The sequence below is a fragment of the Tessaracoccus lacteus genome (genome assembly GCF_029917005.1).
Lineage (GTDB): Bacteria > Actinomycetota > Actinomycetes > Propionibacteriales > Propionibacteriaceae > Arachnia > Arachnia lactea.
In genome coordinates, this window is sequence record NZ_CP123967.1 from 792729 (window position 1) to 817199 (window position 24471).

The 24471-nt window shown below is 68.3% G+C and carries 18 protein-coding genes and 1 tRNA gene; 14 read left to right on the top strand and 5 right to left on the bottom strand.

The genetic code is table 11. From position 1 onward, the window contains the following. Positions 1-53 precede the first annotated feature (53 nt). Positions 54-1985: a peptidoglycan-binding protein gene (locus QH948_RS03585; RefSeq protein ID WP_281145558.1), complete on the top strand. Its 1932-nt coding sequence runs from the start codon at positions 54-56 to the stop codon at positions 1983-1985. Positions 1986-1997: 12 nt separating this feature from the next. Here the strand turns inward: QH948_RS03585 and QH948_RS03590 are convergent, their stop codons facing one another. Continuing rightward, positions 1998-3176 carry a M20 metallopeptidase family protein gene (locus QH948_RS03590; protein WP_281145559.1) on the bottom strand — a complete coding sequence of 393 codons (1179 nt, stop codon included), beginning with the start codon at positions 3174-3176 and terminating at the stop codon, positions 1998-2000. A gap of 24 nt (positions 3177-3200) precedes the next feature. Here QH948_RS03590 and QH948_RS03595 point away from each other — a divergent pair, with 24 nt between their 5' ends. The 7 genes from QH948_RS03595 to rplA all read left to right on the top strand — a co-directional run bounded on the left by QH948_RS03595 (position 3201) and on the right by rplA (position 9598). After that, positions 3201-4979, top strand: a complete 1779-nt coding sequence (locus QH948_RS03595; protein ID WP_281145560.1) for an ABC transporter ATP-binding protein — start codon at positions 3201-3203, stop codon at positions 4977-4979. Then, a complete protein-coding gene (locus tag QH948_RS03600; RefSeq protein ID WP_281145561.1) occupies positions 4976-6790 on the top strand; it encodes an ABC transporter ATP-binding protein in 1815 nt (604 codons plus the stop codon). Before QH948_RS03595 ends, QH948_RS03600 begins: the two co-directional genes overlap by 4 nt. A gap of 121 nt (positions 6791-6911) precedes the next feature. Continuing rightward, positions 6912-6984, top strand: a tRNA-Trp gene (locus tag QH948_RS03605). 90 nt (positions 6985-7074) lie between these two features. Beyond that, positions 7075-7524 carry a preprotein translocase subunit SecE gene (gene secE, locus QH948_RS03610; RefSeq protein WP_281145562.1) on the top strand — a complete coding sequence of 150 codons (450 nt, stop codon included), beginning with the start codon at positions 7075-7077 and terminating at the stop codon, positions 7522-7524. A gap of 3 nt (positions 7525-7527) precedes the next feature. Beyond that, positions 7528-8322, top strand: coding sequence for a transcription termination/antitermination protein NusG (gene nusG / locus QH948_RS03615; protein WP_281145563.1), 795 nt, complete (start codon positions 7528-7530; stop codon positions 8320-8322). A 60-nt stretch (positions 8323-8382) separates the two neighbouring features. Then, positions 8383-8811, top strand: coding sequence for a 50S ribosomal protein L11 (gene rplK / locus QH948_RS03620; RefSeq protein ID WP_219080803.1), 429 nt, complete (start codon positions 8383-8385; stop codon positions 8809-8811). An 88-nt stretch (positions 8812-8899) separates the two neighbouring features. Next, a complete protein-coding gene (gene rplA, locus QH948_RS03625) occupies positions 8900-9598 on the top strand; it encodes a 50S ribosomal protein L1 (protein ID WP_281145564.1) in 699 nt (232 codons plus the stop codon). 276 nt (positions 9599-9874) lie between these two features. Here the strand turns inward: rplA and QH948_RS03630 are convergent, their stop codons facing one another. Next, a complete protein-coding gene (locus QH948_RS03630) occupies positions 9875-10810 on the bottom strand; it encodes a putative endonuclease domain-containing protein (RefSeq protein ID WP_281145565.1) in 936 nt (311 codons plus the stop codon). A gap of 167 nt (positions 10811-10977) precedes the next feature. Here QH948_RS03630 and QH948_RS03635 point away from each other — a divergent pair, with 167 nt between their 5' ends. Both QH948_RS03635 and QH948_RS03640 read left to right on the top strand, forming a co-directional pair. Beyond that, a complete protein-coding gene (locus QH948_RS03635) occupies positions 10978-11598 on the top strand; it encodes a pyroglutamyl-peptidase I (protein WP_281145566.1) in 621 nt (206 codons plus the stop codon). A 180-nt stretch (positions 11599-11778) separates the two neighbouring features. Further along, a complete protein-coding gene (locus QH948_RS03640) occupies positions 11779-12531 on the top strand; it encodes an enoyl-CoA hydratase/isomerase family protein (protein WP_281145567.1) in 753 nt (250 codons plus the stop codon). Between the two features lie 7 nt (positions 12532-12538). Here QH948_RS03640 and QH948_RS03645 read toward each other — a convergent pair whose 3' ends face one another. The 3 genes from QH948_RS03645 to QH948_RS03655 are packed head-to-tail and all read right to left on the bottom strand — an operon-like array spanning position 12539 to position 15167. After that, positions 12539-13291: an amino acid ABC transporter ATP-binding protein gene (locus QH948_RS03645; RefSeq protein ID WP_281146126.1), complete on the bottom strand. Its 753-nt coding sequence runs from the start codon at positions 13289-13291 to the stop codon at positions 12539-12541. A gap of 5 nt (positions 13292-13296) precedes the next feature. Beyond that, complete coding sequence (locus QH948_RS03650; protein ID WP_348634941.1) at positions 13297-14241, bottom strand: amino acid ABC transporter permease; 945 nt, start codon at positions 14239-14241, stop codon at positions 13297-13299. A gap of 5 nt (positions 14242-14246) precedes the next feature. Beyond that, on the bottom strand, positions 14247-15167 hold the full coding sequence (locus tag QH948_RS03655) for an ABC transporter substrate-binding protein (RefSeq protein WP_281145568.1): 921 nt from the start codon (positions 15165-15167) through the stop codon (positions 14247-14249). A gap of 302 nt (positions 15168-15469) precedes the next feature. Here QH948_RS03655 and rplJ point away from each other — a divergent pair, with 302 nt between their 5' ends. The 4 genes from rplJ to rpoC all read left to right on the top strand — a co-directional run bounded on the left by rplJ (position 15470) and on the right by rpoC (position 24375). Continuing rightward, complete coding sequence (rplJ, locus tag QH948_RS03660) at positions 15470-16075, top strand: 50S ribosomal protein L10 (RefSeq protein ID WP_219080787.1); 606 nt, start codon at positions 15470-15472, stop codon at positions 16073-16075. A 54-nt stretch (positions 16076-16129) separates the two neighbouring features. Beyond that, the gene (rplL, locus tag QH948_RS03665; protein WP_281145569.1) at positions 16130-16522 is read left to right on the top strand and encodes a 50S ribosomal protein L7/L12; all 393 of its coding nucleotides are present in this window, start codon (positions 16130-16132) and stop codon (positions 16520-16522) included. A 333-nt stretch (positions 16523-16855) separates the two neighbouring features. Next, entirely contained in the window at positions 16856-20329 is a 3474-nt protein-coding gene (gene rpoB / locus QH948_RS03670; RefSeq protein ID WP_281145570.1) for a DNA-directed RNA polymerase subunit beta, read from the top strand. Positions 20330-20433: 104 nt separating this feature from the next. Beyond that, positions 20434-24375, top strand: coding sequence for a DNA-directed RNA polymerase subunit beta' (gene rpoC, locus QH948_RS03675; protein WP_281145571.1), 3942 nt, complete (start codon positions 20434-20436; stop codon positions 24373-24375). Positions 24376-24471 lie beyond the last annotated feature (96 nt).

Below are 24471 nucleotides of genomic sequence, written 5' to 3' on the forward strand. Positions count from 1 at the left end.
CCTGACGCTGGTTAGCCTCCGCGAGGAGCATTGTCGATCCTGGAGGACCCCCCATGCGCTTCCGCCCGCTGAAGATCTTGCTGGCCACCGCCCTCGTGGCCGGTGCCATCGTCGCCCTGCCGAACATCTCGGTGCCGGAGGAGGCGGATGCCTCGACGCAGACCGACTTCATCGCGAAGCTGGTCAAGGGGGCCCAGACCAACGAGAGGAACACGGGCATCCCGGCCTCGGTGACCATCGGCATGGCGGCCCTGGAGTCGGGCTGGGGGCGCTCGACCATGGCCACGACCGTGCCTGCCACGAAGACCGCCGACGGCAAGAAGTACACCGTCAACACGCTGTTCAACATCAAGTGCGGCACCATCGCGTCGCCGTACCAGACCGGCTGCGTGCCGATGAAAGTCAACGAGTACACCTCGGGCGGCAAGGAGTACTACACCGTCTCCAAGTTCCGCACGTACTCCAGCTGGACCAACTCCATGCTCGACTACGGTCGGCTCCTGACGTCGGCGTCGCGCTACTCGGCGGCCTTCAGCTACACCAAGTACCCGGACCAGTTCGTCACGGAGATCCGCAAGGGCGGCTACGCGACGGACCCGAACTACGCCACCAAGGTGATCAACATCATGGCGTCGTACAACCTGTACCAGTACAACGTGAACGGCGGTAAGGCCGGCTACCCCTGGAAGACCGCGCAGACCAGCAAGACCTACCCGACCATCGCGATCGGGGCCAGCGGCCCGACGGTCAAGACGCTGCAGCGGCTGATCAACCTGCGCACCGGCACGAGCCTGACGATCGACGGGGGCTTCGGCACCGCTACACAGAACGCGGTCAGGCAGTTCCAGGCCATCAACCACCTCACCGTCGACGGGAAGGCCGGGGACCAGACCTGGGCGGCGCTCGTCGGCACGGTCAGGAGCGGCAACAGCGGCCGACTGGTCGAGATCATGCAGTACGAGCTGAGGTATGAGGGCTACACGCTGACGGCCAACAAGAAGTTCGACGCCACGACCCTGGCTGTGGTCCAGACCTACCAGCAGGCCAAGGGTCTGACCGTCGACGGTGTCGTCGGTACCAAGACGTGGGCGCAGCTCCTCAAGACGACCACGCAGCTGACGTCCCCGCCCACCAACACGACCGTCTCGCCCCCCAGCACCACGCCGGTGAGCTACAAGAGCCTCAAGGAGGGCGACAGCGGGTCGACCGTCAAGACCCTCCAGCGCCTCCTCAACGCCCGGGCCGGGACGAAGATCACTGTCGACGGCCTCTACGGCACCACGACCGTCGCGGGCGTGAAGAAGTTCCAGAAGGCCAAGGGGATCTCGCAGACCGGGACGATGAACAACGCCACCTGGAAGGCGCTGCTGCCGGCCCTCAAGAAGGGCGCCACCGGCACCCAGGTCAAGATCCTGCAGTACGAGCTGCGGTACTCCGGCTTCCTGACGACCATCAACGGCAAGTTCGACACCACGACCGTCAACGCCATGAAGAGCTACCAGAAGGTCAAGAAGATCTCGACCACCGGCGGCACCGGCCCCCGCACCTGGGCGGCGCTGCTGGCGACCAACTCCTCGGTCTCCGTGTTCCCCGAGCTCCAGCGCGGGGACCGGGGCAACGACGTCCGCACGCTGCAGCGCCTCCTCAACGCCCGCGGCGGGGCCAAGCTCACCGTCGACGGGGTCTTCGGGGCGAGCACGCAGAGCGCGGTGAAGAAGTACCAGAAGGAGAAGAAGCTCAGCCAGACCGGCATCGTCGACACGAACACCTGGACCAAGCTGGCGCCGACCCTCAAGAAGGGCAGCACCAACTCCGGGGCGGTCAAGGCCCTGCAGTACGAGCTGCGCTACGCCGGCTACAGCATCTCGGCGACGGGGAGGTTCGACACCGCCACCATCACCGCCGTGAAGAAGTACCAGAGCGCGAAGAAGCTCTCGGCCAGCGGCACCGTCGGCCCCACCATGTGGAAGAAGCTGCTCGGCTGAGTCCCAGGGAGGTCAGGAGTCCTGTGCGTCGATGAGCGCACAGGCCCCGACGAAGCCCGCCGCGTAGGTCCGGGCCGCGAGACGCAGCGTCTCGCGCCCGGGCAGGTAGGCCCCCTGGTGCAGGCCGGCGCCGGAGATGCGGCCGGTGCCCACGAAGCACATCAGCGACGCCGTCTCGGGCCCGTACTCGGCGAAGTCGTCGGAGCCGCAGGATCGGAACGGGGTCTCTGCCACCGTGATCCCGGCCCGCACCAGCTGCGGATCGACCCGGTGCACGAGCGACGGGTCGTTGACCAGCGCGGGGCCGCCGTCCATGATCCGCGCGGTGGCCACGGCCCCACGGCTGGCGGCGATCGATTCGGCGGCCAGCACGATCGCCTGCTGCAGCTGCAGCCGGTCGGCGTCGTGGAAGCTGCGGATCGATCCCCTCGCCCTCGCCTCCCCGGGGATGACGTTCGGCGCGGTCCCGGCGGAGATTTCCCCGAAGGACACGACACACGGGTGGATCGGGTTGATGATCCGCGACGGCAGCGACGACAGGGCGTCGATGATGGCGGCGAGCGTGGTGATGGGGTCGACGGCCAGGTGTGGGTAGGCGCCGTGCCCCGACTGCCCGCGCACGACGATCTCGAAAGCGTCGAAGGCGGCGTTGACCGCCCCGGCGCCGGTCGACACCACACCAGGGGTCACCTGCGGCTGGACGTGGACGCCGAGCATGGCCTCCACCTCCTGTTCACCCAGCAGGCCCGACGCCACGACGTCGGTCGCGCCGGGCGTGGTCGCCTCTTCGCGGGGCTGCAGGACGGGCAGCATGGCGTGCGGCAGCTCAAGGTCGCGGGCCGCCGTCAGGAGGGCCCAGAGGGCGGCCAGGTGGATGTCGTGGCCGCAGGCGTGCATGATCCCGTGCCGCTGCGAGCGCCACTCGACGGTGGTGGCCTCGAGCACCGGCAGGGCATCCATCTCGGCCCGCAGCCCGACGGCGGCGCCGGCCGGGCCGGTCCTGGCCCACGCGCCCGTGTGGGCGACGGGGGACCAGTCGAGCCAGGCAGTGGCGGCCATGAACAGGTCGCGGGTCGGCTCCTCCTCGCCGCTCAGCTGCGGGTCGGCGTGGATGGCGCGCCGCAGCTCGGCAGCCTCCGGAAGCGCCTTCTCGATGCCGGCGACCAGGTCCTTCAGCAGCGACTCGCTCATGCCCGGAGCCTATAGGGTGGCAGGATGCCCCGCCCCGAACCGACGTCCCGCGTCTCGCCGCCCGGGCCGCCGGCGTTCTGGCGGCTGCTTCCCTACGCGCGCCCCTACGGGTGGCAGTTCGCGGTCTCCTTCGCGCTCGCGCCCGTCCAGGTGCTCGCGACCATCGGCATCCCGCTGCTGCTCGGCGCGGCGGTCGACGGCCCGATGAGCCGCGGCGATCTCCCCGGCCTGCTCTGGTTCGCGCTGGCGCTGCTGGGGCTCGGGGCCGCCGAGGCGTTCTGCTCGTTCCTGCGCCGCTGGGTGATGGTGCGGGCCACGTCACATCTCGAGGCGGACATCCGCGTCGACCTCTTCGACCGCCTGCAGCGCCTGCCACTCGGATTCCACAAGGCCTGGGAGTCCGGCCAGCTGCTGTCCAGGTCCATGAGCGACCTCGGCGTCATCCGACGCTTCCTGTCCTTCGGCCTGGTGGTGCTGCTGATGAGCAGCGTCCAGATCGTCGTGGTCGTCGGCATCATGCTCGCCACGCTGTGGCACGTCGGGCTGGCCGTGCTGGTGCTCGTCGTTCCGGTCGTGGTCGCCGCGTACCAGCTGATGTCGCGCTTCGGCGTCGTGTCGCGTCGTCTGCAGGATCTGACCGGCGACGTAGCCTCCTCCGCGGAGGAGTCGCTGCACGGCGTCAGGGTCATCCGTTCCTTCGGCCGCGCCCGTTACGCCGGCCGCTCCTTCGACAGGCGGGCCATGGCCCTGCGCGACGCCGGGGTCGCGCGCATGGACCTCGCGGCCGTGGCGTGGACTCTGATGGAGGTGTTCCCGTCCGTGCTCCTGCTCGTCGTCCTGATCGGCGTGAGCTTCGGCGTGGCCGGCGGCGCCCTGAGCCTCGGCGCCGCCGTCACCTTCGTGACCCTGCTCCTGTCGCTGTCCTGGCCGATCGCGAGCCTCGGGTTCCTGCTGTCCTTCGCGCGCGAGGCGGCCACCGCGGCCGACCGCATCGTCGAGGTGTTCGACGCGCCGCTGACGATCGTCTCCGGCCAGGAGAAGCTCGCCGAGGCACGCGGCAGGCTCGAGCTGCGCGGCGTCAGCTTCACGTTCCCGGACGCCGACGAGCCCACGCTGGACGAGCTCAACCTGGTGATCGAGCCGGGGGAGACCGTGGCCCTGGTCGGCGGCACCGGGTCCGGGAAGTCGACGCTCGTCTCCCTGATCCCGCGCCTGGTCGACGTCACCGCCGGGCAGGTCCTGGTCGACGGCGTCGACGTCCGGGACCTCGACCTCGCCCAGCTCCGCAGCCTGGTCGGCACGGCCTTCGAGGACCCGATCCTGTTCTCCATGTCGGCACGCGAGAACCTCACCCTCGGCCGGCCGGACGCGAGCGAGGAGGACATCGCCGACGCGATCCGCGTGGCCCACGCCGGGTTCGTCCACGACCTCCCCTGGGGGCTGGAGACCCGGCTGGGGGAGCAGGGGCTGAGTCTGTCGGGCGGCCAGCGGCAGCGTCTCGCCCTGGCCCGCGCCATCCTCGTCTCGCCCCGGATCCTGGTGCTCGACGACACCCTCAGCGCCCTCGACATCCACACCGAGGCCGAGGTGGAGGAGGCGCTCAGGTCGACGCTGGTCGGCGTCACGGGGCTGGTCGTCGCGCACCGAGCGTCGACGGTGCTGCTGGCGGACCGCGTCGCCATGCTCGTCGGCGGCCGCATCGCCCACGTCGGCACCCACGCCGACCTGCTCAGGGACGTGCCGGAGTACCGGGAGCTGCTGAGCGCCGACTACTCGATCGCGCTCGGAGGTGACGAGTCATGACCGCCCCCGACGCGATGTCCCCCGACCAGTGGCGCGGCGTGAAGGACGTGAGCCAGCCCGAGCGCGACGCCGCTGGCGGCCTGCGCGGCCCGTCGAGGCGCCTGCTGAGGGAGCTCCTGCGCCCGTGGCGCGGCGCGATCGCCGTCCTCACGCTCGTGGTCATCCTGCAGGCCGGGGCTCAGCTCCTGATCCCCGTGCTCGTCGGCCGCGTGCTGGACCACGGGCTGACCGGTGGCGGGCGGGAGCTGTGGGGGCCGCTCGCGCTCATGGCGGCCGCGATCGTCGTGCAGACCGTGACGCGCGTGACGTTCCTCCGCCGCTCTGGCCGGGTGGGCAACGAGATCCTCCTGGAGCTCCGGCGGCGCCTGTTCGCGCAGTTCCAGCGCCAGGACATCGCCTTCCACGACCGGTACACCTCGGGTCGGGCCGTCTCACGCATCACGAGCGACGTGGAGTCGGTGCAGGAGCTCGTCATGGAGGGCCTCGACACCGTCGTCATCGCCGTCCTGACCATCGTGGGCGCCAGCGCCATCATGATCTGGCTCGACTGGAGGCTCGCGCTGTTCGCGTTCGCCTCCTACCCTCCGCTGGCCCTGCTGATGCGCTGGTTCGCGCGGGCTTCCACCAGTGCCTTCAGGTCGGTGCGTACGAGGTCCGCGCTGGTCATCGTGCAGTTCATCGAGACCATGACCGGCATCAAGGCCGTCCAGGCCTTCCGCCGGGAGGCGCGCTCCGCGCAGATCTACGACGCCGTGGCGGTCGACTACCGCGACGCCAATGTGCGCGCCTTCCGGGTCTTCGCCAGGGCCATGCCGGGCATCCAGTTCGTGGGCAACCTCGGCATCGTGCTCGTGGTGCTCGGCGGCGGGTGGCTCGTGATCGGCGGCGACGTCAGCGTCGGCACCATGGCGGCGTTCGTGCTCTACGTCCGCATGTTCTTCGACCCCATGCAGGATCTGAGCCAGTTCATCTCCACGCTGCAGTCCGCGCTCACCGGCCTGGAGAAGATCGCCGGCGTGCTGGCCGAGCCCGCGCACGTCGCGGACCCGGTGGACCCCGTCGACCCGGGGCGCGTCGGGGGCCGCGTGACGCTCGACGACGTCCGTTTCGGGTACCTCGACGACGTGACGGTGCTGCCGGGCCTCGACCTCGACATCCCGGCCGGGCAGTCGCTCGCCCTGGTCGGCACCACGGGCGCGGGGAAGACGACGATCGCGAAGCTCGTCGCCCGGTTCTACGACCCGCAGGCGGGGGCCGTGCTTCTGGACGGGCACGATCTGCGCACCCTCGACGACGCGACGCTGCGCCGCAACGTCACGCTGGTCACGCAGGAGAACTTCATCTTCGCCGGCACCATCGCCGACAACATCGCGTTCGGGAGACCGGATGCGAGCCGCGACGAGATCGAGGACGCGGCCCGCGTCGTCGGTGCCCATACGTTCATCGAGGCGATGCGCGACGGCTACGACACAGACACGGGCAAGCGCGGCTCGCGGCTGTCGGCGGGGCAGCGGCAGCTGATCGCCTTCGCCCGCGTCATCCTGGCCAACCCGCGCGTGCTGATCCTCGACGAGGCGACCAGCTCCCTGGACATCCCCACCGAGCGGCTCGTGCAGGCTGCACTGTCGACGATCCTGGCCGACCGGACGGCGATCATCATCGCCCACCGGCTCTCGACCGTCGAGATCGCCGACCGCGTCGTCGTCCTCCAGCACGGCACCGTCGTGGAGGACGGGAGCCCGGCCGACCTGGTAGCCGGCGACGGCGAGTTCGCCTCGCTGCATCGGGCCTGGGTCTCGTCCCTGGCCTGACCTGGACCCTCAGTTCGACTCGGCGGGCGATAGCGCCTATAGTGGAACAGGTCCGACACGGTCTGTCCCCGCTGGTGTGCGCTCGCGAGAGCGTCGAGAGGGGCCCGGAAAGCGTCGGCGAAGGGTAGTAGCTCAACTGGCAGAGCAGCGGTCTCCAAAACCGCAGGTTGGGGGTTCGAGTCCCTCCTGCCCTGCGAGGTGGCCGGGTAGTCCGGCCGCCCCACATGCGCCTTTTGACCCCGCGGGGTCAGGGGCATTTTGTTTGTCGAGCGAAGGGATGCAGCGTGAGCGAGAAGTCGCGCGACGAGCTGGACCGCGAAGAGGTCGCGGAAACCGGCGAGCCGGACGCTGCCGTCGAGGAATCCGCTGAGGAGGCCGACGAGGTCGCGACGGACGGGATCGACGCACCCGAGGAGCTCGCAGGGGACGACGAACGGGGGGCCGAGACCTCCGTGATCGTCCGCAAGACGGCTAAGGCCCCGGTCCGCAAGAAGGACCGTCCCACGCCCAAGCGTGAGGACGCCAAGGACGACGAGGACCCGTACAAGGCCAAGAACCCCGCGCATTTCGCCCGCCAGAGCGCCGGCGAGTTGAAGCGCGTCGTGTGGCCCACGTGGCCGCAGACGCTGACGATGTTCGGCGCCGTGCTGGTGTTCGTGCTGATCATGATCGCGATCGTCGGCGTGCTGGACCTCGCCTTCGGCTGGTCGCTACTGAAGGTGTTTGGGAGCTGATCCATGACTGACAACAACGACTTCGAGATCGACCTCGGCAGCGTCGACGAGACGCCCGCCGAGGACTTCGAGATCGACCTGGGCGCGCTCACCGCGCCCGACACCCAGGACGAGGAAGCCCCCGTCGAGCTGGCCGAGGACGTCGACGCCGAGGAGGCGGCCGAGGCAGCCGACCAGGACGACGCCGTCGCCGCCGCACTCGAGGAGCTGCGCACCGAGCTGGAGGCCAAGTTCGGCGAGTGGTACGTCATCCACACGTACTCGGGCATGGAGAACCGCGTCAAGCAGAACGTCGACTCCCGCGCCCAGACCCTCAACATGGAGGACTACATCTTCGAGACCGTGGTCCCCACCGAAGAGGTCGTCGAGATCCGCAACAACACGCGCAAGACGGTCACCCGCTGCGTGCTGCCCGGCTACGTCCTCATCCGGATGGACCTGACGAACGAATCGTGGAGCGTCGTCCGCCAGACCCCGTCCGTCACCGGCTTCGTCGGCAACGGCCAGGACCCCGTGCCGCTGTCCATCGACGAGGTCGTCCACATGCTTACCCCCTCCGTCGTCGCGAAGGTGAACGCCGCCCAGGCGACCACCCAGGCGACGCGGAAGAGGAAGGTCGAGGTTGTCGACTTCACCGTCGGCGACTCCGTCATGGTCGTCGACGGCCCCTTCGCAGGGGTGCACGCGACGATCACCGAGATCAACGCCAACTCTCAGCGGCTCAGGGCTCTCGTCGAGATCCTCGGCCGGGAGACCCCCGTCGACCTGGAATTCAAGCAGGTCGAGAAGGTCGTCTAAGATAGTGCGTCGCGCCCGGGCAACCGGGCTCATCCATCCATTCAGGTAAAGGACCCATCCATGCCTCCCAAGAAGAAGGTCGCGGCTCTCGTCAAGGTCGCGCTCCAGGCTGGCGCAGCCACTCCTGCCCCGCCCGTCGGTACCGCCCTCGGCCCGCACGGCGTCAACATCATGGAGTTCGTCAAGGCGTACAACGCCCAGACCGAATCCCAGCGCGGCAACGTCATCCCCGTCGAGATCACCATCTACGAGGACCGCACGTTCACCTTCATCACGAAGACCCCGCCGGCGGCGGAGCTCATCAAGAAGGCCGCTGGCATCGCCTCCGGTGCGGCCAACCCGCTCACCACCAAGGTCGGCAAGCTGACCAAGGACCAGGTGCGCGAGATCGCCACGACCAAGCTCCCCGACCTCAACGCCAATGACGTCGAGGCAGCCATGAAGATCATCGAGGGAACCGCCCGCTCCATGGGCGTCACCACCGACTGATCATCCCCCCAACATCCGTGGCAGGGGAGTGCTCCCCACACCACAACTGGTGCACCGGGCCCGTTCCCGGTCAGAGTTAGGAACCAGCATGAAGCACAGCAAGGCATACAACGCGGCCGCCGCTAAGCGTGACGCCGCCCAGTCCTACAGCCCCGAAGAGGCCATGAGCCTCATCAAGCAGATGGCGACCGCCAAGTTCGACGAGACCATCGATGTCGCCGTCCGACTGGGCGTCGACCCCCGTAAGGCCGACCAGATGGTCCGCGGCACGGTCAACCTCCCCCACGGCACTGGCAAGACGGCTCGGGTCCTCGTCTTCGCCGCCGGTGACAAGGCGGAGGCCGCCCGCGCCGCTGGCGCTGACGAGGTCGGCGCCGACGAGTTGATCGAGAAGGTGGCCGGCGGCTACCTCGACTTCGACGCCGTCGTCGCGACCCCCGACATGATGGGCAAGGTCGGTCGCCTCGGCCGCGTCCTCGGCCCCCGTGGCCTGATGCCGAACCCCAAGACCGGCACCGTGACCATGGACACCGCCAAGGCCGTCACCGACATCAAGGGCGGCAAGATCGAGTTCCGCATCGACCGCCACGCGAACCTCCAGTTCGTCATCGGCAAGGCTTCCTTCACGGCGGAGCAGCTGGCCGAGAACTACTACTCGGTCCTCGACGAGATCCTGCGTCTCAAGCCGACCGCGTCCAAGGGTCGCTACGTCCGCAAGATCGCCGTCTCCGGCACCATGAGCCCGAGCGTCCTCGTCGACGTGACGGTCACCAAGCCTGCCGAGTGATCCCGCGCCGGTCTGACGACCGGCCGTGACGTCGGGGGAGCCTCGCGCAGTCGAGGAGCCCCGCCAGAGCTGCCAGTGGGCGGCCATCTGATCAAGGTGGCCGCCCACTGTCGCGTTCCTCCACGAAAATCGGTCAGTGGTCGATTCTCCCCGGTCCGGCGACGAGTTTCGCCCACTGCCCTGTCACCCCAGCTGGTCGGGCGGCTCCGGAAAACCGGTCAGTGGTCGATTCTCCCCGGTCCGGCGACGACTATCGCCCACTGCCCTGTCACCCGGTCACGATGCGACGGTGCACCGCGGGCCGCAGCGACGGGGAAGCCCCGAACCCGCGACCCCCGGCCAGCCTCTGCCGGCCAGGACCTGCCCGATCATCCGGGCCACCTGGCACGGCCGCAGCACGACGTCGTGCCAGCCGAACCGTAGCGTCGTGAGCCCCAGCACCGCGTGCCGGTTGTCGCGCTCGGCATCGCGCCACTTGGCATCGCCCTCGTGTCCGATCCGGCCGTCCAGCTCGTACAGCACGCGATGGACCTCGTCCAGGACGTCGCTGCGCGTCCCGGCGGAGACGCTGACCTGCCGCACGCCCTCCGGCAGCAGGTGCGCGCGCTGGACCCGGTGGAGGAAGTGGCTCTCCAGAGTGCTCTCGACGCCGGCCTCGAGCTCCGGCAGCAGCTGGAGAACCAGCGCCCTGTGACGGAGGTTGGCCATGGTGAGGGCGCACTCCCTCAGGCGCCACGGATGCGTGATGCGCCGACGCAGAGCTGTCGTCAGTAGTCCGAGGACCTCGCCGGCGGGTACCTCGGAGCAGGCGTCGAGGATGGCGTCGTCGGTCCGGAGGCGGGGCAGTTCGTCGACGCACGGACGTGGGCCTCGCCTGAAGTCCCACGGGCCTGAGGTGCGGTACCTGTCTCCCCAGATCGTGATGCGGACAGGGGCCTGGCAGATCCCGAGCAGGTGCCCGGCGGCCAACCCGCCCACCGCGGCACCGTCGCCGCCTCGCAGCACACCGGCCCAGCACAGCATTTCGAACGTGACCGGAGGGGAGTCTGTGTACACACCCTGGCCGAGCCGGATCCAGTTGCCGCTCCGGAGCTGTCGGTCCAGCAGCGTCTGTGTGGCGCCGCTGGCGAGGACCTGCTGACGCGAGAAGGCGCCGGCCTGCGCGGCGGAGGCGGCGACGAGGGTTTCAGGGACAGGCGATGTGGGTTTCATGACTCCGTGATGGCCGATTTCAACCGAACTGCACCACGATCCTCGGCCCTGGGGACAGGCGGTGGGCGAAAGTCGTCGCCGGACCGGGGAGAATCGGGCACTGAACGGTTTTCGGGTCGGCGCCGGGCCGGGGGGGGCGCAAGGAAGGTGACGGCGATAATGGACGCATGACGCGCGTGCTGGTGACCGGATTCGAGCCCTTCGGCGGGGACCGCGTCAACGCCAGCCAGGAGGCCGTCGCCCGCATCGATGTCGAGGACCTGCGAGCCAGGGGCGTCGAGGTGATCCGCGAGACCCTCCCCGTAACCTTCGTCGGTGGCCCGGACGCCCTCGAGGCAGCCATCGGTCAGCATCTGCCCGATGTCGTCGTCTGCGTCGGTGAGGCCGGCGGCCGGGGCGAGGTGACGCCGGAGCTCAGCGCCGTCAACGACCAGGTCGCGCGCATCGCCGACAACGACGGCCGTCAGCCCGCGGGCGCGCTCGACGACGGCCCCGCGGTGCTCACAGCCACGCTCGACCCTGCCCAGTTGGTCACGGCCATCCGGGACGCCGGGATCCCGGCGCGCGTGTCGGAGGACGCCGGGCGGTTCGTCTGCAACGCCGTGTTCCGCGCGTCGCTCACCCGCTTCAACGGGCCCGCCGACTTCATCCATGTGCCGGCGCACCGGGAGGTCGGGATCGCCGTCACGGGGGCCGAGACCGACGACGCCGCCCCCGTCGTGGCTGAGCTCACTTTCGACGACCTGGGGCGTGCGTTGACCGCCGCGCTGGGCTCGCTGGCCGGGTAGGCAGTGGGCGGAATTCGTCGGCGGACCGGGGAGAATCGACCACTGCACGATTTTCGGGGGTGGCTCTGGGGAACTGGGCGAGGGGGGATGAGGGGGCTGAGGGGCTGAGGCGTTGAGGGTTTGAGGGGCAACCAGCCGGTTTCCGCACGCGGGGCGACGGGGAGGGGGAGGATGTTCGGCATGGGCGAGGTGACACTGGGGCGCGACGGTTCGACGGCCGTCGTCACGCTGGCGCGGCCGAACAAACACAACTCGATGACGGAGGCCATGTGGGACGCGGTCCCTGAGGTGTTCGCGGCGATCGCCGCCGACCCGACACTGCTGGCCGTGGTCATCCACGGGGCAGGGGACTCCTTCTGTGCGGGCTCCGACATCACCGATCTCGAGGGGCAGGCCCACGCCGAGCGGCCCATCCGTGCCGAGGAGGCCATCGCCGCCTGTCCGCTGCCCGTCATCGCCGCGATCGAGGGACACTGCCACGGCGGCGGCTGCGAGCTGGCCCTGGCCGCCGACATCCGCGTCGCGGGCGACCAATCGACGTTCTCCGTCCCGCCGGCCAGGCTGGGCATCGTCTACCCGGTCAGCGCGACGCAGCGCATGGTCGACCTGATGGGGCCGGCCGTCACGAAGGAGCTGTTGTTCACGGCCCGGAGGATCGACGCGGAGCGCGCGCTGGCCGTCGGGATGGTCAACGAGCTGACGCCGACGGGGGAGGCGCTGGAGCACGCGCTCGCGATGGCGGAGGCCATGTCACGGGTGAGCCAGCTCACGGTGCGCGCGTCGAAGGAGATCGTGACCGGGCTGGTCCGGCGCGACCTGCAGGCCGAGAGGGCAATCTCCTGGGTGCGCCGGGCGGCAGAAGGCCCCGACCTCCAGGAGGGGATCAGGGCCTTTGCGGAGCGTCGGCCGCCGGAGTTCACCTGGCGGGCCTGAGGCGGGGTCAGAGCACCTTGGCGAAGAAGTCCTTCGTGCGGTCCTGCTGCGGGTTGTCGATGACCTCGGCGGCGGTGCCACGCTCGACGATCACGCCGTCATCCATGAACACCACCTGGTCGGCGACCTCGCGCGCGAAGCCGACCTCGTGCGTCACGACGATCATGGTCATGCCCGAGTCCGCGAGGTCCTTCATGACGTTCAGCACCTCGCCGACCAGCTCGGGGTCGAGGGCGGAGGTCGGCTCGTCGAACAGCATCAGCTGCGGGTCCATCGCCAGCGCGCGGGCCATGGCGACGCGCTGCTGCTGACCGCCGGACAGCTGGGCGGGGTAGTGGTCCATGCGGTCGGCCAGGCCGACCTTCACGAGTTCCTCCCGCGCGCGGGCCTCGGCGGCGCCCTTCGACCGCTTCAGGACCTGGCGCTGCGCCTCGATGACGTTCTCCAGCGCCGTCATGTGCGGGAACAGGTTGAACCGCTGGAACACCATGCCGATCTTGGAGCGCTGATGCGCGATCTCCTTGTCGGAGAGGCGGTGCAGCACGCCGTTCTTCTCGCGCAGACCCATCAGCTCGCCGTCGACGAAGAGCCGGCCGGAGCTGATCTGCTCGAGCTCGTTGATGCAGCGGATCAGCGTCGACTTGCCGGACCCCGACGGGCCGAGCAGCACGGTCACCTCGCCGCGCTGGACGGTCAGATCGATGCCCTTGAGGACGTGCAGGTCGCCGAACAGCTTGTGGACGCCTTGTACCTCCACCATCGCGGTCACGGGGTCACCTCCAGGTTGGGGTCGGCCTTGACGGTGCCCGCGGCGAGGATCGCCTGCTGACGCTTCGACATGCCCTTGGCGGGCTTCGACGGCGACTCGTCGTCGAAGCCCTTGCCGTAGTAGGCCTCGAGACGCGCCTGGCCGACCATCAGGATCGACGTGATGAACAGGTACCAGATGCCGGCGACGATGAGCAGCGGCAGCGGCAGGAACTCCTTGTTGCCGATGGCGTTCGTGACGAACTGCAGCTCGAGCGAGAACGGCACGGCCAGCACCAGGGAGGTGGTCTTGAGCATCGAGATGGTCTCGTTGCCCGTCGGCGGCACGATCACCCGCATCGCCTGCGGGATGATGATGCGCCGCAGCGTCGTCGAGCGCTTCATGCCGAGCGCCGTGGATGCCTCCCACTGGCCCTTGTCGACCGAGTTGAGGCCGGAGCGGACGATCTCGGAGAGGTACGCGCCCTCGTTCAGTCCGAGGCCGAGGATCGCGGCGACGGTCGCGTTGATCACGTCGTAGGTGTTGAAGACGAAGAACTCGGGCCCGAAGGGGATCCCGAGGCTGAGCCGCGGGTAGAGCACACCGATCAGGCCCCAGAACACGAGCTGGGTGTAGACGGGAGTGCCGCGGAAGAACCAGATGTAGACCCAGGCCACCCCGCGCAGGACGGGGTTCGTCCCCATCCGCATGACGGCGGTCAGCACGGCCATGATGATGCCGAGCAGCATCGCGGCCACGGTGAGGATCAGCGTCCAACCGACCCCGCTGATGACGCGCGGGTCGAACAGGTACTGCCCGACGACGTCCCAGCGGTAGTTCTCGTTGGTCAGCAGACCATGCACCAGCATGGCCACCAGGACCAGCACGATGGCCGCGGCGACCCACAGGCTCGGCCGGGGGACCGGCCGTGCGCGGATGAGTTCGGGGGGCCGGGTCGACATCTCGGTCAGGCCTTCGGGTTCAGCTCAGCGGTGGTGAGAGCCGCGTCCTCGACGCCCCAGGCATCCAGGATCCTGCCCCAGGTGCCGTCGTCCATCAGCGACTGCGTGGCGGCCTGCACGGCCTTCGCGAGCTCCATATCGTCCTTGTTCACGACGATGCCCTGCTCGGCCGCGTCGCGGATGCCGCCGGTGATCTCCAGCTGGCCGTTGGTCAGCGAGGCGGCGTAGCCGGCGACGGTGGAGTCGGCGTAGAACGCGACGGCCTTGCCGCCGACGACGTTCGTGGTCGCGTCGGACTGCCGGGCGTAGGAGAGGACCTCGATTGCCTCGTCGCCCGCCGCGGTGCAGTCATCGGAGAATGTGGCCAGCTCCTCCTCCTGGTAGGTGCCGGTCTGGACGGCGATGGTCTGACCGCACACGTTCTCTGGGTCGAAGGACTGCGGGTTGCCCGCCTTGACCGCGTAGCTGGAGCCCACGTTGATGTAGGAGATCATGTTCGCGTTCTCGAGGCGCTCCGGCGTGATCGTGAACGACGAGATGCCGACGTCGTACTTCGAGCCGATCGCCGGGATCAGGGAGGCGAACTCGCCGTCCTGCACCTCCGCCTCGAGGCCCAGCACGTTGCCGATGGCCTTGGCCAGGTCGACGTCGTAGCCGATCGCGGTGTTGAGGTCGTCCGCGCGGAACTCGGCGGGGGCGTAGTCGGTGGAGGCGCCGACGACGAGGGTGCCCTTCTCAGCGACCGCGTCCGGCAGCATCGCGGCGATGTCGTCGACCTTGGCCACGCCCGAGACGTCGTAGCTCAGATCGGTGGAATCGCTCGCGGACGCGGTGTCGGAGGCGGTGCTGGCGGAGTCGGAGGTCTGGCCGCTGCACGCGGTGAGCGCGAGGGTGGCGAGTAGACCGACGGCGAGAATGGGACGCATGGGGGTCCTCCCAGAAGACAGTGATGACGCCGAAAGCCTAATGCACCGGCCCTGCTCCACCCCGTGGCGGGCCGAAGGGCCGATTTGGCGCGGCGCGGGGTCGCGGGTACTGTATGTCGAGCCGAAGACCGCAGGTGACACCAGTCATAAAGCCGAAAGGCACCCGCGCAGGTGAACGTGAGAGCTCAGGATACTGAGACGCCCCGCGCCGCCTGGCGACGGGGCTTTTTTGTTGCGGTCGACGGTGCTCCAGGTTCCCCCGCCGGGGAGTCGGGAGCTTGATGAGACCGGAAGGAGACCACATGGCGAGGCCGGACAAGGCTGCCACGGTCGCAGAGCTCACTGAGGCATTCAGCAGCTCCGCGGCGGCAGTGCTTACCGAGTACCGCGGTCTCACCGTCAAGGATCTGCAGAACCTGCGTCGATCCCTCGGTGAGAACGCCACCTACGCCGTTGCGAAGAACACCCTGACGGCGATCGCGGCCAAGGAGGCCGGCATTGAGGGTGTCGAAGAGACCCTCACCGGCCCGACCGCCATCGCGTTCGTCACGGGTGACGTCGCCGCTGCCACCAAGGGGCTGCGCGACTTCGCAAAGGCCAATCCGTCCCTGGCTATCAAGGGTGGCGTCCTCGAGGGCAAGTTCCTCGACGCCAAGGCTGTTCTCAAGCTGGCCGACCTCGAGTCCCGCGAGGTGCTCCTGGCCAAGCTTGCCGGCGCGCTGCAGGCCAACCTGGCCAAGGCCGCCTACCTGCTGGCTGCCCCGCTGTCGCAGGGCGCCCGCGCCCTCGGCGCGCTGCAGACCGCTGCCGAGGCCAACCCCTCCCTGATCGGTGGCGCTGCCGCCGAGGCCACGGACGAGACCCCCGCCGCGGATGCGGCACCCGAAGCAGCGCCCGCTGCGGAGTGATCCGTTGCAGCGTCCGCTGCGATCACAAACTTTTCTACGAAAGGAACGCCCATTATGGCGAAGCTCACCAACGACGAGCTCCTTGAGGCCTTCAAGGAGATGACCCTGATCGAGCTCTCCGAGTTCGTGAAGCTGTTCGAGGACACCTTCGGTGTCACCGCTGCTGCTCCGGTTGCGGTTGCCGCTGCCGCCCCCGCCGCTGCCGATGGCGGCGACGACGCTGCTGAGGAGGGCTCCGACAAGGTCGACGTCATCCTCACCGCCGGTGGCGACAAGAAGATCGCCGTCATCAAGGAGGTGCGCGCTCTGACCTCCCTCGGCCTGAAGGAGGCCAAGGACCTCGTCGAGGCTGCCCCCAAGGCCGTCCTCGAGGGCGTCGACAAGGAGACCGCTGCCAAGGCCAAGGAGGCCCTCGAGGCCGCCGGCGGCTCCGTCGAGGTCAAGTGACCCGACGCGCAGTTACGCGCTGACTGATTCCACAGTCCGGAAGGCCCGCCCCCATCGGGGGCGGGCCTTCAGCCGTCTCCGGGTACCCCTGCGGCGGACTCGCCGCGCAAAGCACTTGCGCCGTCGGCCGGCCCCGCTATCATCATCGTCGAGGTCAGTGTCGACCGGGGGAGGACCCGCAGGCCAGGGAAGTGGTGCGTGGTCCCCTGTTGCCTTATCTGCCCGCTTGCAGTACAGTGGTTGTTTGCCCAGCTATGCGTATGCCCCGGTCTTGACACCGGGCGTCCGCCATGCACGGAAATTTGCTTCAAGCGTTCTTGGAAGGACCGAATCTTGGCCGCCTCGCGCTCTGCGTTGAAGAACACCAATGTCGTCTCGTCCACTGGTCGAATCTCCTTCGCGAAGATCCATGAGCCCCTGGAGGTCCCGAACCTCCTGGATCTCCAGATCAACGCGTACAACTGGTTGATCGGAAACGAGACGTGGCGTGCCTCGGTCGAGGCCCAGCTTGCCGCTGGCCGCACCGACGTCAACACCCGCTCAGGTCTGGAGGAGATCTTCGCGGAGATCTCTCCGATCGAGGACTTCAACGAGACGATGTCGCTGTCTTTCCGCGACCACCGTTTCGAGGAGCCCAAGTACAGCATCGAGGAGTGCAAGGACCGCGACGTCACCTACGCCGCGCCCCTCTTCGTCACCGCCGAGTTCGTGAACAACGACACCGGTGAGATCAAGTCGCAGACCGTCTTCATCGGCGACTTCCCGCTGATGACCGACCGCGGCACGTTCGTCATCAACGGCACCGAGCGTGTCGTGGTGTCGCAGCTCGTCCGCTCGCCCGGCGTCTACTTCGAGCAGACCCCCGACAAGACGTCCGACAAGGACATCTTCTCCTGCAAGGTAATCCCGTCGCGCGGCGCGTGGCTGGAGTTCGAGATCGACAAGCGCGACATGGTGTTCGTGCGCCTCGACCGCAAGCGCAAGCAGAATGTCACCGTTCTGCTGAAGGCGCTCGGCTGGAGCGAGGACAAGATCCTCGAGGAGTTCGGCGAGTACGAGTCCATGCGACTGACCCTCGAGAAGGATTCGGTCAAGACGCAGGACGAGGCACTCCTCGACATCTACCGCAAGCTGCGCCCGGGCGAGCCGCCGGCGCGCGACGCGGCCCAGCAGCTTCTGGAGAACTACTACTTCAACCCGAAGCGCTACGACCTGGCCAAGGTCGGTCGCTACAAGATCAACAAGAAGCTCGGCCTCGAGCTGCCGTTCGATCAGCAGGTCCTCACCAACGACGACATCATCGCCGCGATCAAGTACGTCGTCGCGCTGCATGACCACCAGGAGACCCTCGGCGATGTCATCGTCGAGGCCGACGACATCGACCACTTCGGCAACCGTCGCCTCCGCACCGTCGGCGAGCTGATCCAGAACCAGCTCCGCACCGGGCTCGGCCGCATGGAGCGCGTCGTCCGCGACCGCATGACGACGCAGGACATCGAGGCGATCACGCCGCAGACGCTGATCAACATCCGTCCGGTGACCGCCGCGCTGAAGGAGTTCTTCGGTACCTCCCAGCTGTCGCAGTTCATGGACCAGAACAACCCCCTGGCCGGCCTGACGCACAAGCGTCGTCTGTCCGCGCTGGGCCCCGGCGGTCTGTCCCGTGACCGCGCCGGCATGGAGGTCCGTGACGTCCACCCCTCGCACTACGGCCGCATGTGCCCCATCGAGACCCCTGAAGGCCCGAACATCGGCCTCATCGGCTCGCTGGCGTCCTTCGCCCGCGTCAACGCGTTCGGCTTCATCGAGACCCCGTACCGCAAGGTCGTCGACGGCTACGTCACCGACCAGATCGACTACCTCACCGCCGACGAGGAGGACCGCTACAACATCGCCCAGGCGAAGGCAGCGGTCGACCAGGACGGCCGCCTGACGGAGGAGCGCGTGCTCGTCCGGATGAAGCACGGTGACGCTGACGAGATCGCGCCGTCCGAGGTCGAGTACATGGACGTGTCCCCGCGCCAGATGGTCTCCATCGCCACGGCGCTGATCCCGTTCCTCGAGCACGACGACGCGTCCCGCGCCCTGATGGGTGCGAACATGCAGCGCCAGGCCGTGCCGCTGATCCGCAACGAGTCCCCGTTCGTGGGCACCGGCATGGAGTACCGCGCCGCTGTCGACGTCGGCGACGTCACGCTCGCCAAGAAGCCCGGCGTGGTCACCTCGGTGTCCGCCGACATCCTGGAGATCGCGAACGACGACGGCACCTACGCCAGCTTCAAGCTGGACAAGTTCGTCCGCTCGAACGCCGGCACCTGCATCAACCAGCGCCCGCTGGTCGCCCCCGGCGACCGGGTCGAGATCGGCACGCCGCTGGCCGACGGTCCCTGCACCGACCAGGGCGAGCTGGCGCTGGGCCGGAACCTGCTCGTGGCGTTCATGCCGTGGGAGGGCCTCAACTACGAGGACGCGATCATCCTGTCGCAGCGCATCGTGCAGGACGATGTCCTCACCTCGATCCACATCGAGGAGTACGAGGTCGACGCCCGCGACACGAAGCTGGGCGCCGAGGAGATCACCCGTGAGATCCCCAACGTCTCTGACGAGATGCTGGCCGACCTCGACGAGCGCGGCATCATCCGCATCGGCGCCGAGGTCGAGGCGGGCGACATCCTGGTCGGCAAGGTCACCCCGAAGGGCGAGACCGAGCTGACCCCCGAGGAGCGCCTGCTGCGCGCCATCTTCGGCGAGAAGGCCCGCGAGGTTCGCGACACCTCCCTGAAGGTGCCCCACGGCGAGTCCGGCACCGTCATCGGCGTGCGCGTCTTCAACCGCGAGGACGACGACGAGCTGCTGCCCGGCGTCAACCAGCTGGTCCGCGTGCACGTCGCGCAGAAGCGCAAGATCTCCGACGGCGACAAGCTCGCCGGCCGCCACGGTAACAAGGGCGTCATCTCGAAGATCCTGCCCGTCGAGGACATGCCGTTCCTCGAGGACGGCACCCCCGTCGACATCGTCCTGAACCCCCTGGGCGTGCCCTCGCGTATGAACGTGGGTCAGGTCCTCGAGAACCACCTCGGCTGGATCGCCAAGACCGGCTGGGACATCGAGGATGCCAAGGGCGAGTGGGCTGACCGCCTGCGCGAGGTCGGCCTCGGCCACGTCGGTGCCGACTCCAAGCTCGCGACCCCCGTCTTCGACGGCGCGAACGAGGACGAGATCGCCGGCCTGCTGGACAACTCGCTCAAGACCCGCGACGGCGTCCGCCTGATCGACTCGTCCGGCAAGGCGAATCTTCTCGACGGCCGCACCGGCGAGCCGTTCCCGGAGAAGATCGGCGTCGGCTACATGTACATGCTGAAGCTGCACCACCTTGTCGACGACAAGATCCACGCACGCTCCACCGGCCCGTACTCCATGATCACGCAGCAGCCGCTCGGCGGTAAGGCCCAGTTCGGTGGCCAGCGCTTCGGTGAGATGGAGGTGTGGGCTCTCGAGGCCTACGGCGCCGCCTGGGCACTGCAGGAGCTGCTAACGATCAAGTCCGACGACGTCCCCGGCCGCGTGAAGGTCTACGAGGCGATCGTCAAGGGCGAGAACATCCCCGAACCGGGCATCCCGGAGTCGTTCAAGGTCCTCATCAAGGAGATGAAGTCGCTGTGCCTGAACGTGGAGGTCCTCTCCGATGACGGCCGTGTGATCGACCTGCGCGAGTCCGAGGACGACATCCGGTCCGCCGAGGACTTCGGGATCGACCTCGGCCGCCGCCCCGGAGCCGACAACTTCATGGACGTCGGCGAAGTCTGAGTGTTGAGCTCAGTCACCCACTAGGGGCTCCCGCGAGCCCCCGCATCAACAACTCAGACTCATTCGAAGGCACCTACTGCAAGTAGGGGAAAGAGAAGCAAAACGTGCTGGACGTGAACTTCTACGAGGAACTGCGCATCGGCCTCGCTAGCGCCGACCAGATCCGCGAATGGTCCCACGGCGAGGTGAAGAAGCCGGAGACCATCAACTACCGCACGCTCAAGCCCGAGCGCGACGGCCTGTTCTGCGAGAAGATCTTCGGCCCCACCCGCGACTGGGAGTGCTACTGCGGCAAGTACAAGCGGGTCCGCTTCAAGGGCATCATCTGCGAGCGCTGTGGCGTCGAGGTGACCCGCAGCAACGTGCGTCGTGAGCGGATGGGCCACATCGAGCTCGCCGCGCCCGTGACCCACATCTGGTACTTCAAGGGCGTCCCGAGCCGGCTGGGCTACCTGCTGGACATCGCGCCGAAGGACCTGGAGAAGGTCATCTACTTCGCCGCGCACATGATCACCTCCGTCGACGAAGAGGCGCGTCACCGCGACCTCTCGTCGCTGCAGGCCAAGGTCGAGACCGAGTCGAAGCAGCTCGCTGCCCGCCGCGACGCCGACATCGAGGCGCGCATGCGCAAGCTCGAGGAGGACATGGCTCAGCTCGAGGAGGAGGGCGCGAAGGCCGACGTCAAGCGCAAGGTCCGCGAGGCCGCCGAGAAGGAGTCCGGCCTCATCCGGACCCGTGCGCAGCGTCAGCTCGACCGCATCGACGAGGTGTGGAGCCGGTTCAAGGGCCTGAAGGTCCAGGACCTCGAGGGCGACGAGACCCTCTACCGCGAGATGAAGAAGCGCTTCGGCAAGTACTTCTCCGGCTCGATGGGCGCGGAGGCCATCCAGAAGCGCCTCCAGACCTTCGACCTGAAGGCCGAGTCCGAGAACCTGCGCGAGATCATCGCCACGGGCAAGGGGCAGCGCAAGACCCGCGCCCTGAAGCGCCTGCGCGTCGTCAACGCCTTCCTGACGGGCTCCAACGCCCCCGCCGCGATGGTGCTCGACGCCGTCCCGGTCATCCCCCCGGACCTGCGCCCGATGGTCCAGCTCGACGGTGGCCGCTTCGCCACCTCCGACCTGAACGACCTCTACCGCCGCGTCATCAACCGCAACAACCGCCTGAAGCGGCTGCTCGATCTCGGCGCCCCCGAGATCATCGTGAACAACGAGAAGCGCATGCTGCAGGAGGCCGTCGACTCGCTGTTCGACAACGGCCGTCGCGGACGCCCGGTGACCGGCCCCGGTAACCGCCCCCTGAAGTCGATCTCCGACATGCTCAAGGGCAAGCAGGGTCGTTTCCGTCAGAACCTGCTCGGCAAGCGCGTCGACTACTCCGGCCGTTCGGTCATCGTCGTCGGCCCGCAGCTGAAGCTGCACCAGTGTGGTCTGCCGAAGGCGATGGCGCTCGAGCTGTTCAAGCCGTTCGTCATGAAGCGCCTCGACGACCTGAACCACGCGCAGAACATCAAGGCCGCCAAGCGGATGGTCGAGCGCCACCGCCCGGTCGTGTGGGACGTGCTGGAAGAGGTCATCGCGGAGCACCCGGTGCTGCTGAACCGTGCACCCACGCTGCACCGCCTCGGTATCCAGGCCTTCGAGCCCCAGCTGATCGAGGGCAAGGCGATCCAGATCCACCCGCTGGTCTGCACCGCCTTCAACGCCGACTTCGACGGCGACCAGATGGCTGTGCACCTGCCGCTGTCCGCCGAGGCGCAGGCCGAGGCCCGCGTCCTGATGCTGTCGACGAACAACATCCTGAAGCCGGCCGACGGTCGCCCCGTCACCATGCCGACCCAGGACATGATCATCGGTCACTACTTCCTGACGTCGGAGCGCCACGGCGCGGGCGAGGGCCACGCGTTCTCGAACCTGTCCGAGGCGATCATGGCCTACGACCGTGGCGACCTCGCCATCGGCGCGAAGTGCCGCATCCGTCTGCAGGGTGTCGTCTCCGAGGGCCGCACCCCCGACGCCAACGGCATGATCCTGATGGACACCACGCTGGGTCGTGCGCTGTTCAACGAGGCGCTCCCGGCCGACTTCGAGTTCGTCAACGAGGTGGTGGGCAAGAAGACGCTCGGCCGCATCATCAACGAGCTCGCCGAGACCTACCCCAAGGTCGAGGTCGCCGCGGCGCTGGACAACCTGAAGGACATGGGCTTCAAGTGGGCCTCGCGCTCCGGCGTGACCGTGTCCATCGGCGACGTCCAGACCCCGCCGCAGAAGGCCGAGATCCTCGAGGGCTACGAGAAGCGCGCCACGAAGATCGACCGCCTCTACGAGCGCGGTTCCGTCACGGAGGATGAGCGCCGTCAGGAGCTCATCGCGATCTGGACGGACGCGACCGCCGAGCTGACCGAGGCGATGAAGGAGAACTTCACCACGGAGAACCCCATCTTCATGATGGTCGACTCCGGCGCACGAGGAAACATGACGCAGATGCGTCAGATCGCCGCCATGCGAGGCCTCGTGGCCAACCCGAAGGGCGACATCATCGCCCGACCGATCAAGTCGAACTTCCGTGAGGGTCTCTCCGTCCTCGAGTACTTCATCTCGACGCACGGTGGCCGTAAGGGCCAGGCCGACACCGCGCTGCGTACCGCCGACTCGGGTTACCTGACCCGTCGTCTGGTGGACGTGTCGCAGGACGTCATCATCCGCGAGGAGGACTGCGGCACCGAGCGTGGCCTCACCAAGACCATCGCGGTGTGGAGCGTCGACGGGACGGACGAGGAGTCCGGCCGCACCATCCAGGTGCCGGTCGCCCCGTTCACCGAGGGCGCGAAGGTCGAGACGTCCAGCGACGTCGAGACCGCGGTCTACGCCCGCACGCTCGCCGTCGACGTTGTCGACGCGGACGGCACCGTGCTGGCCGAGGCCGGCACGGATCTGGGCGACGCGGTCATCGCGAAGCTCGTCGAGGCCGGCGTCACCCAGGTCAAGGTCCGCTCCGTGCTCACCTGTGAGTCCGCCGTCGGCACCTGTGCCATGTGCTACGGCCGTTCGCTGGCCTCCGGCAAGACGGTGGACGTCGGCGAGGCCGTCGGCATCGTCGCGGCCCAGTCCATCGGCGAGCCCGGCACCCAGCTGACGATGCGTACCTTCCACACCGGTGGTGTGGCCGGCGACGACATCACGCAGGGTCTGCCCCGTGTCACCGAGCTGTTCGAGGCACGCCAGCCCAAGGGCAAGGCCCCGATCGCCGAGGCCGACGGCGTCGTGCGCATCGAGGACGGCGACCGTTCGCGCAAGCTCGTCATCGTGCGTGACGACGGCGGCGACGACCTGGAGTACCCGGTCGGTCGTCGTACCCGTCTCGAGTACGACGAGCCCAGCGGGCGTCGTGTCGTCATCCGTGACGGCGCTCACGTCTCGATCGGCCAGCAGCTCACCGCCGGTCAGGTCGACCCGCAGGACGTGCTCCGCATCCGCGGCCTCCGCAAGGTGCAGGAGCACCTCGTGGAGGAGGTCCAGAAGGTCTACGGCACCCAGGGCGCCCCGATCCACGACAAGCACATCGAGATCATCGTGCGGCAGATGCTGCGCCGGATCACTGTCATCGACTCCGGCGACACCAGCATGATGCCGGGCGAGCTCGTCGACCGCGCCACCTACGAGGCGGCCAACCGCCAGGCGCTCGCCGAGGGTGGCCGCCCCGGCGAGGGTCGTCCGGTCCTGATGGGCATCACGAAGGCGTCGCTCGCGACGGACTCGTGGCTGTCGGCGGCCTCCTTCCAGGAGACCACCAAGGTGCTCACCGACGCGGCGATCCAGGGCAAGAGCGACTCGCTCGTCGGCCTCAAGGAGAACGTCATCCTCGGCAAGCTGATCCCGGCGGGTACCGGTCTCGACCGTTACCGCAACATTCGGGTGGAGCCCACGGAGGAGGCGCGCGCCTCGGCCTACACGATGAACTACGACCCGTACGACTACTCGTTCGGTTCGGATTCGCTCGGCCCAGCCGTCCCGCTGGAGGACATGGACTTCGGCGAGATCCGCTGAATCATCCGGTAGCACGCCGCGGGGCGGGGGAGTGTCACACTCCTCCGCCCCGCGGCGTCTCGCGTGCCGGATCGCGACGACCGGGGCCGGTTTTGA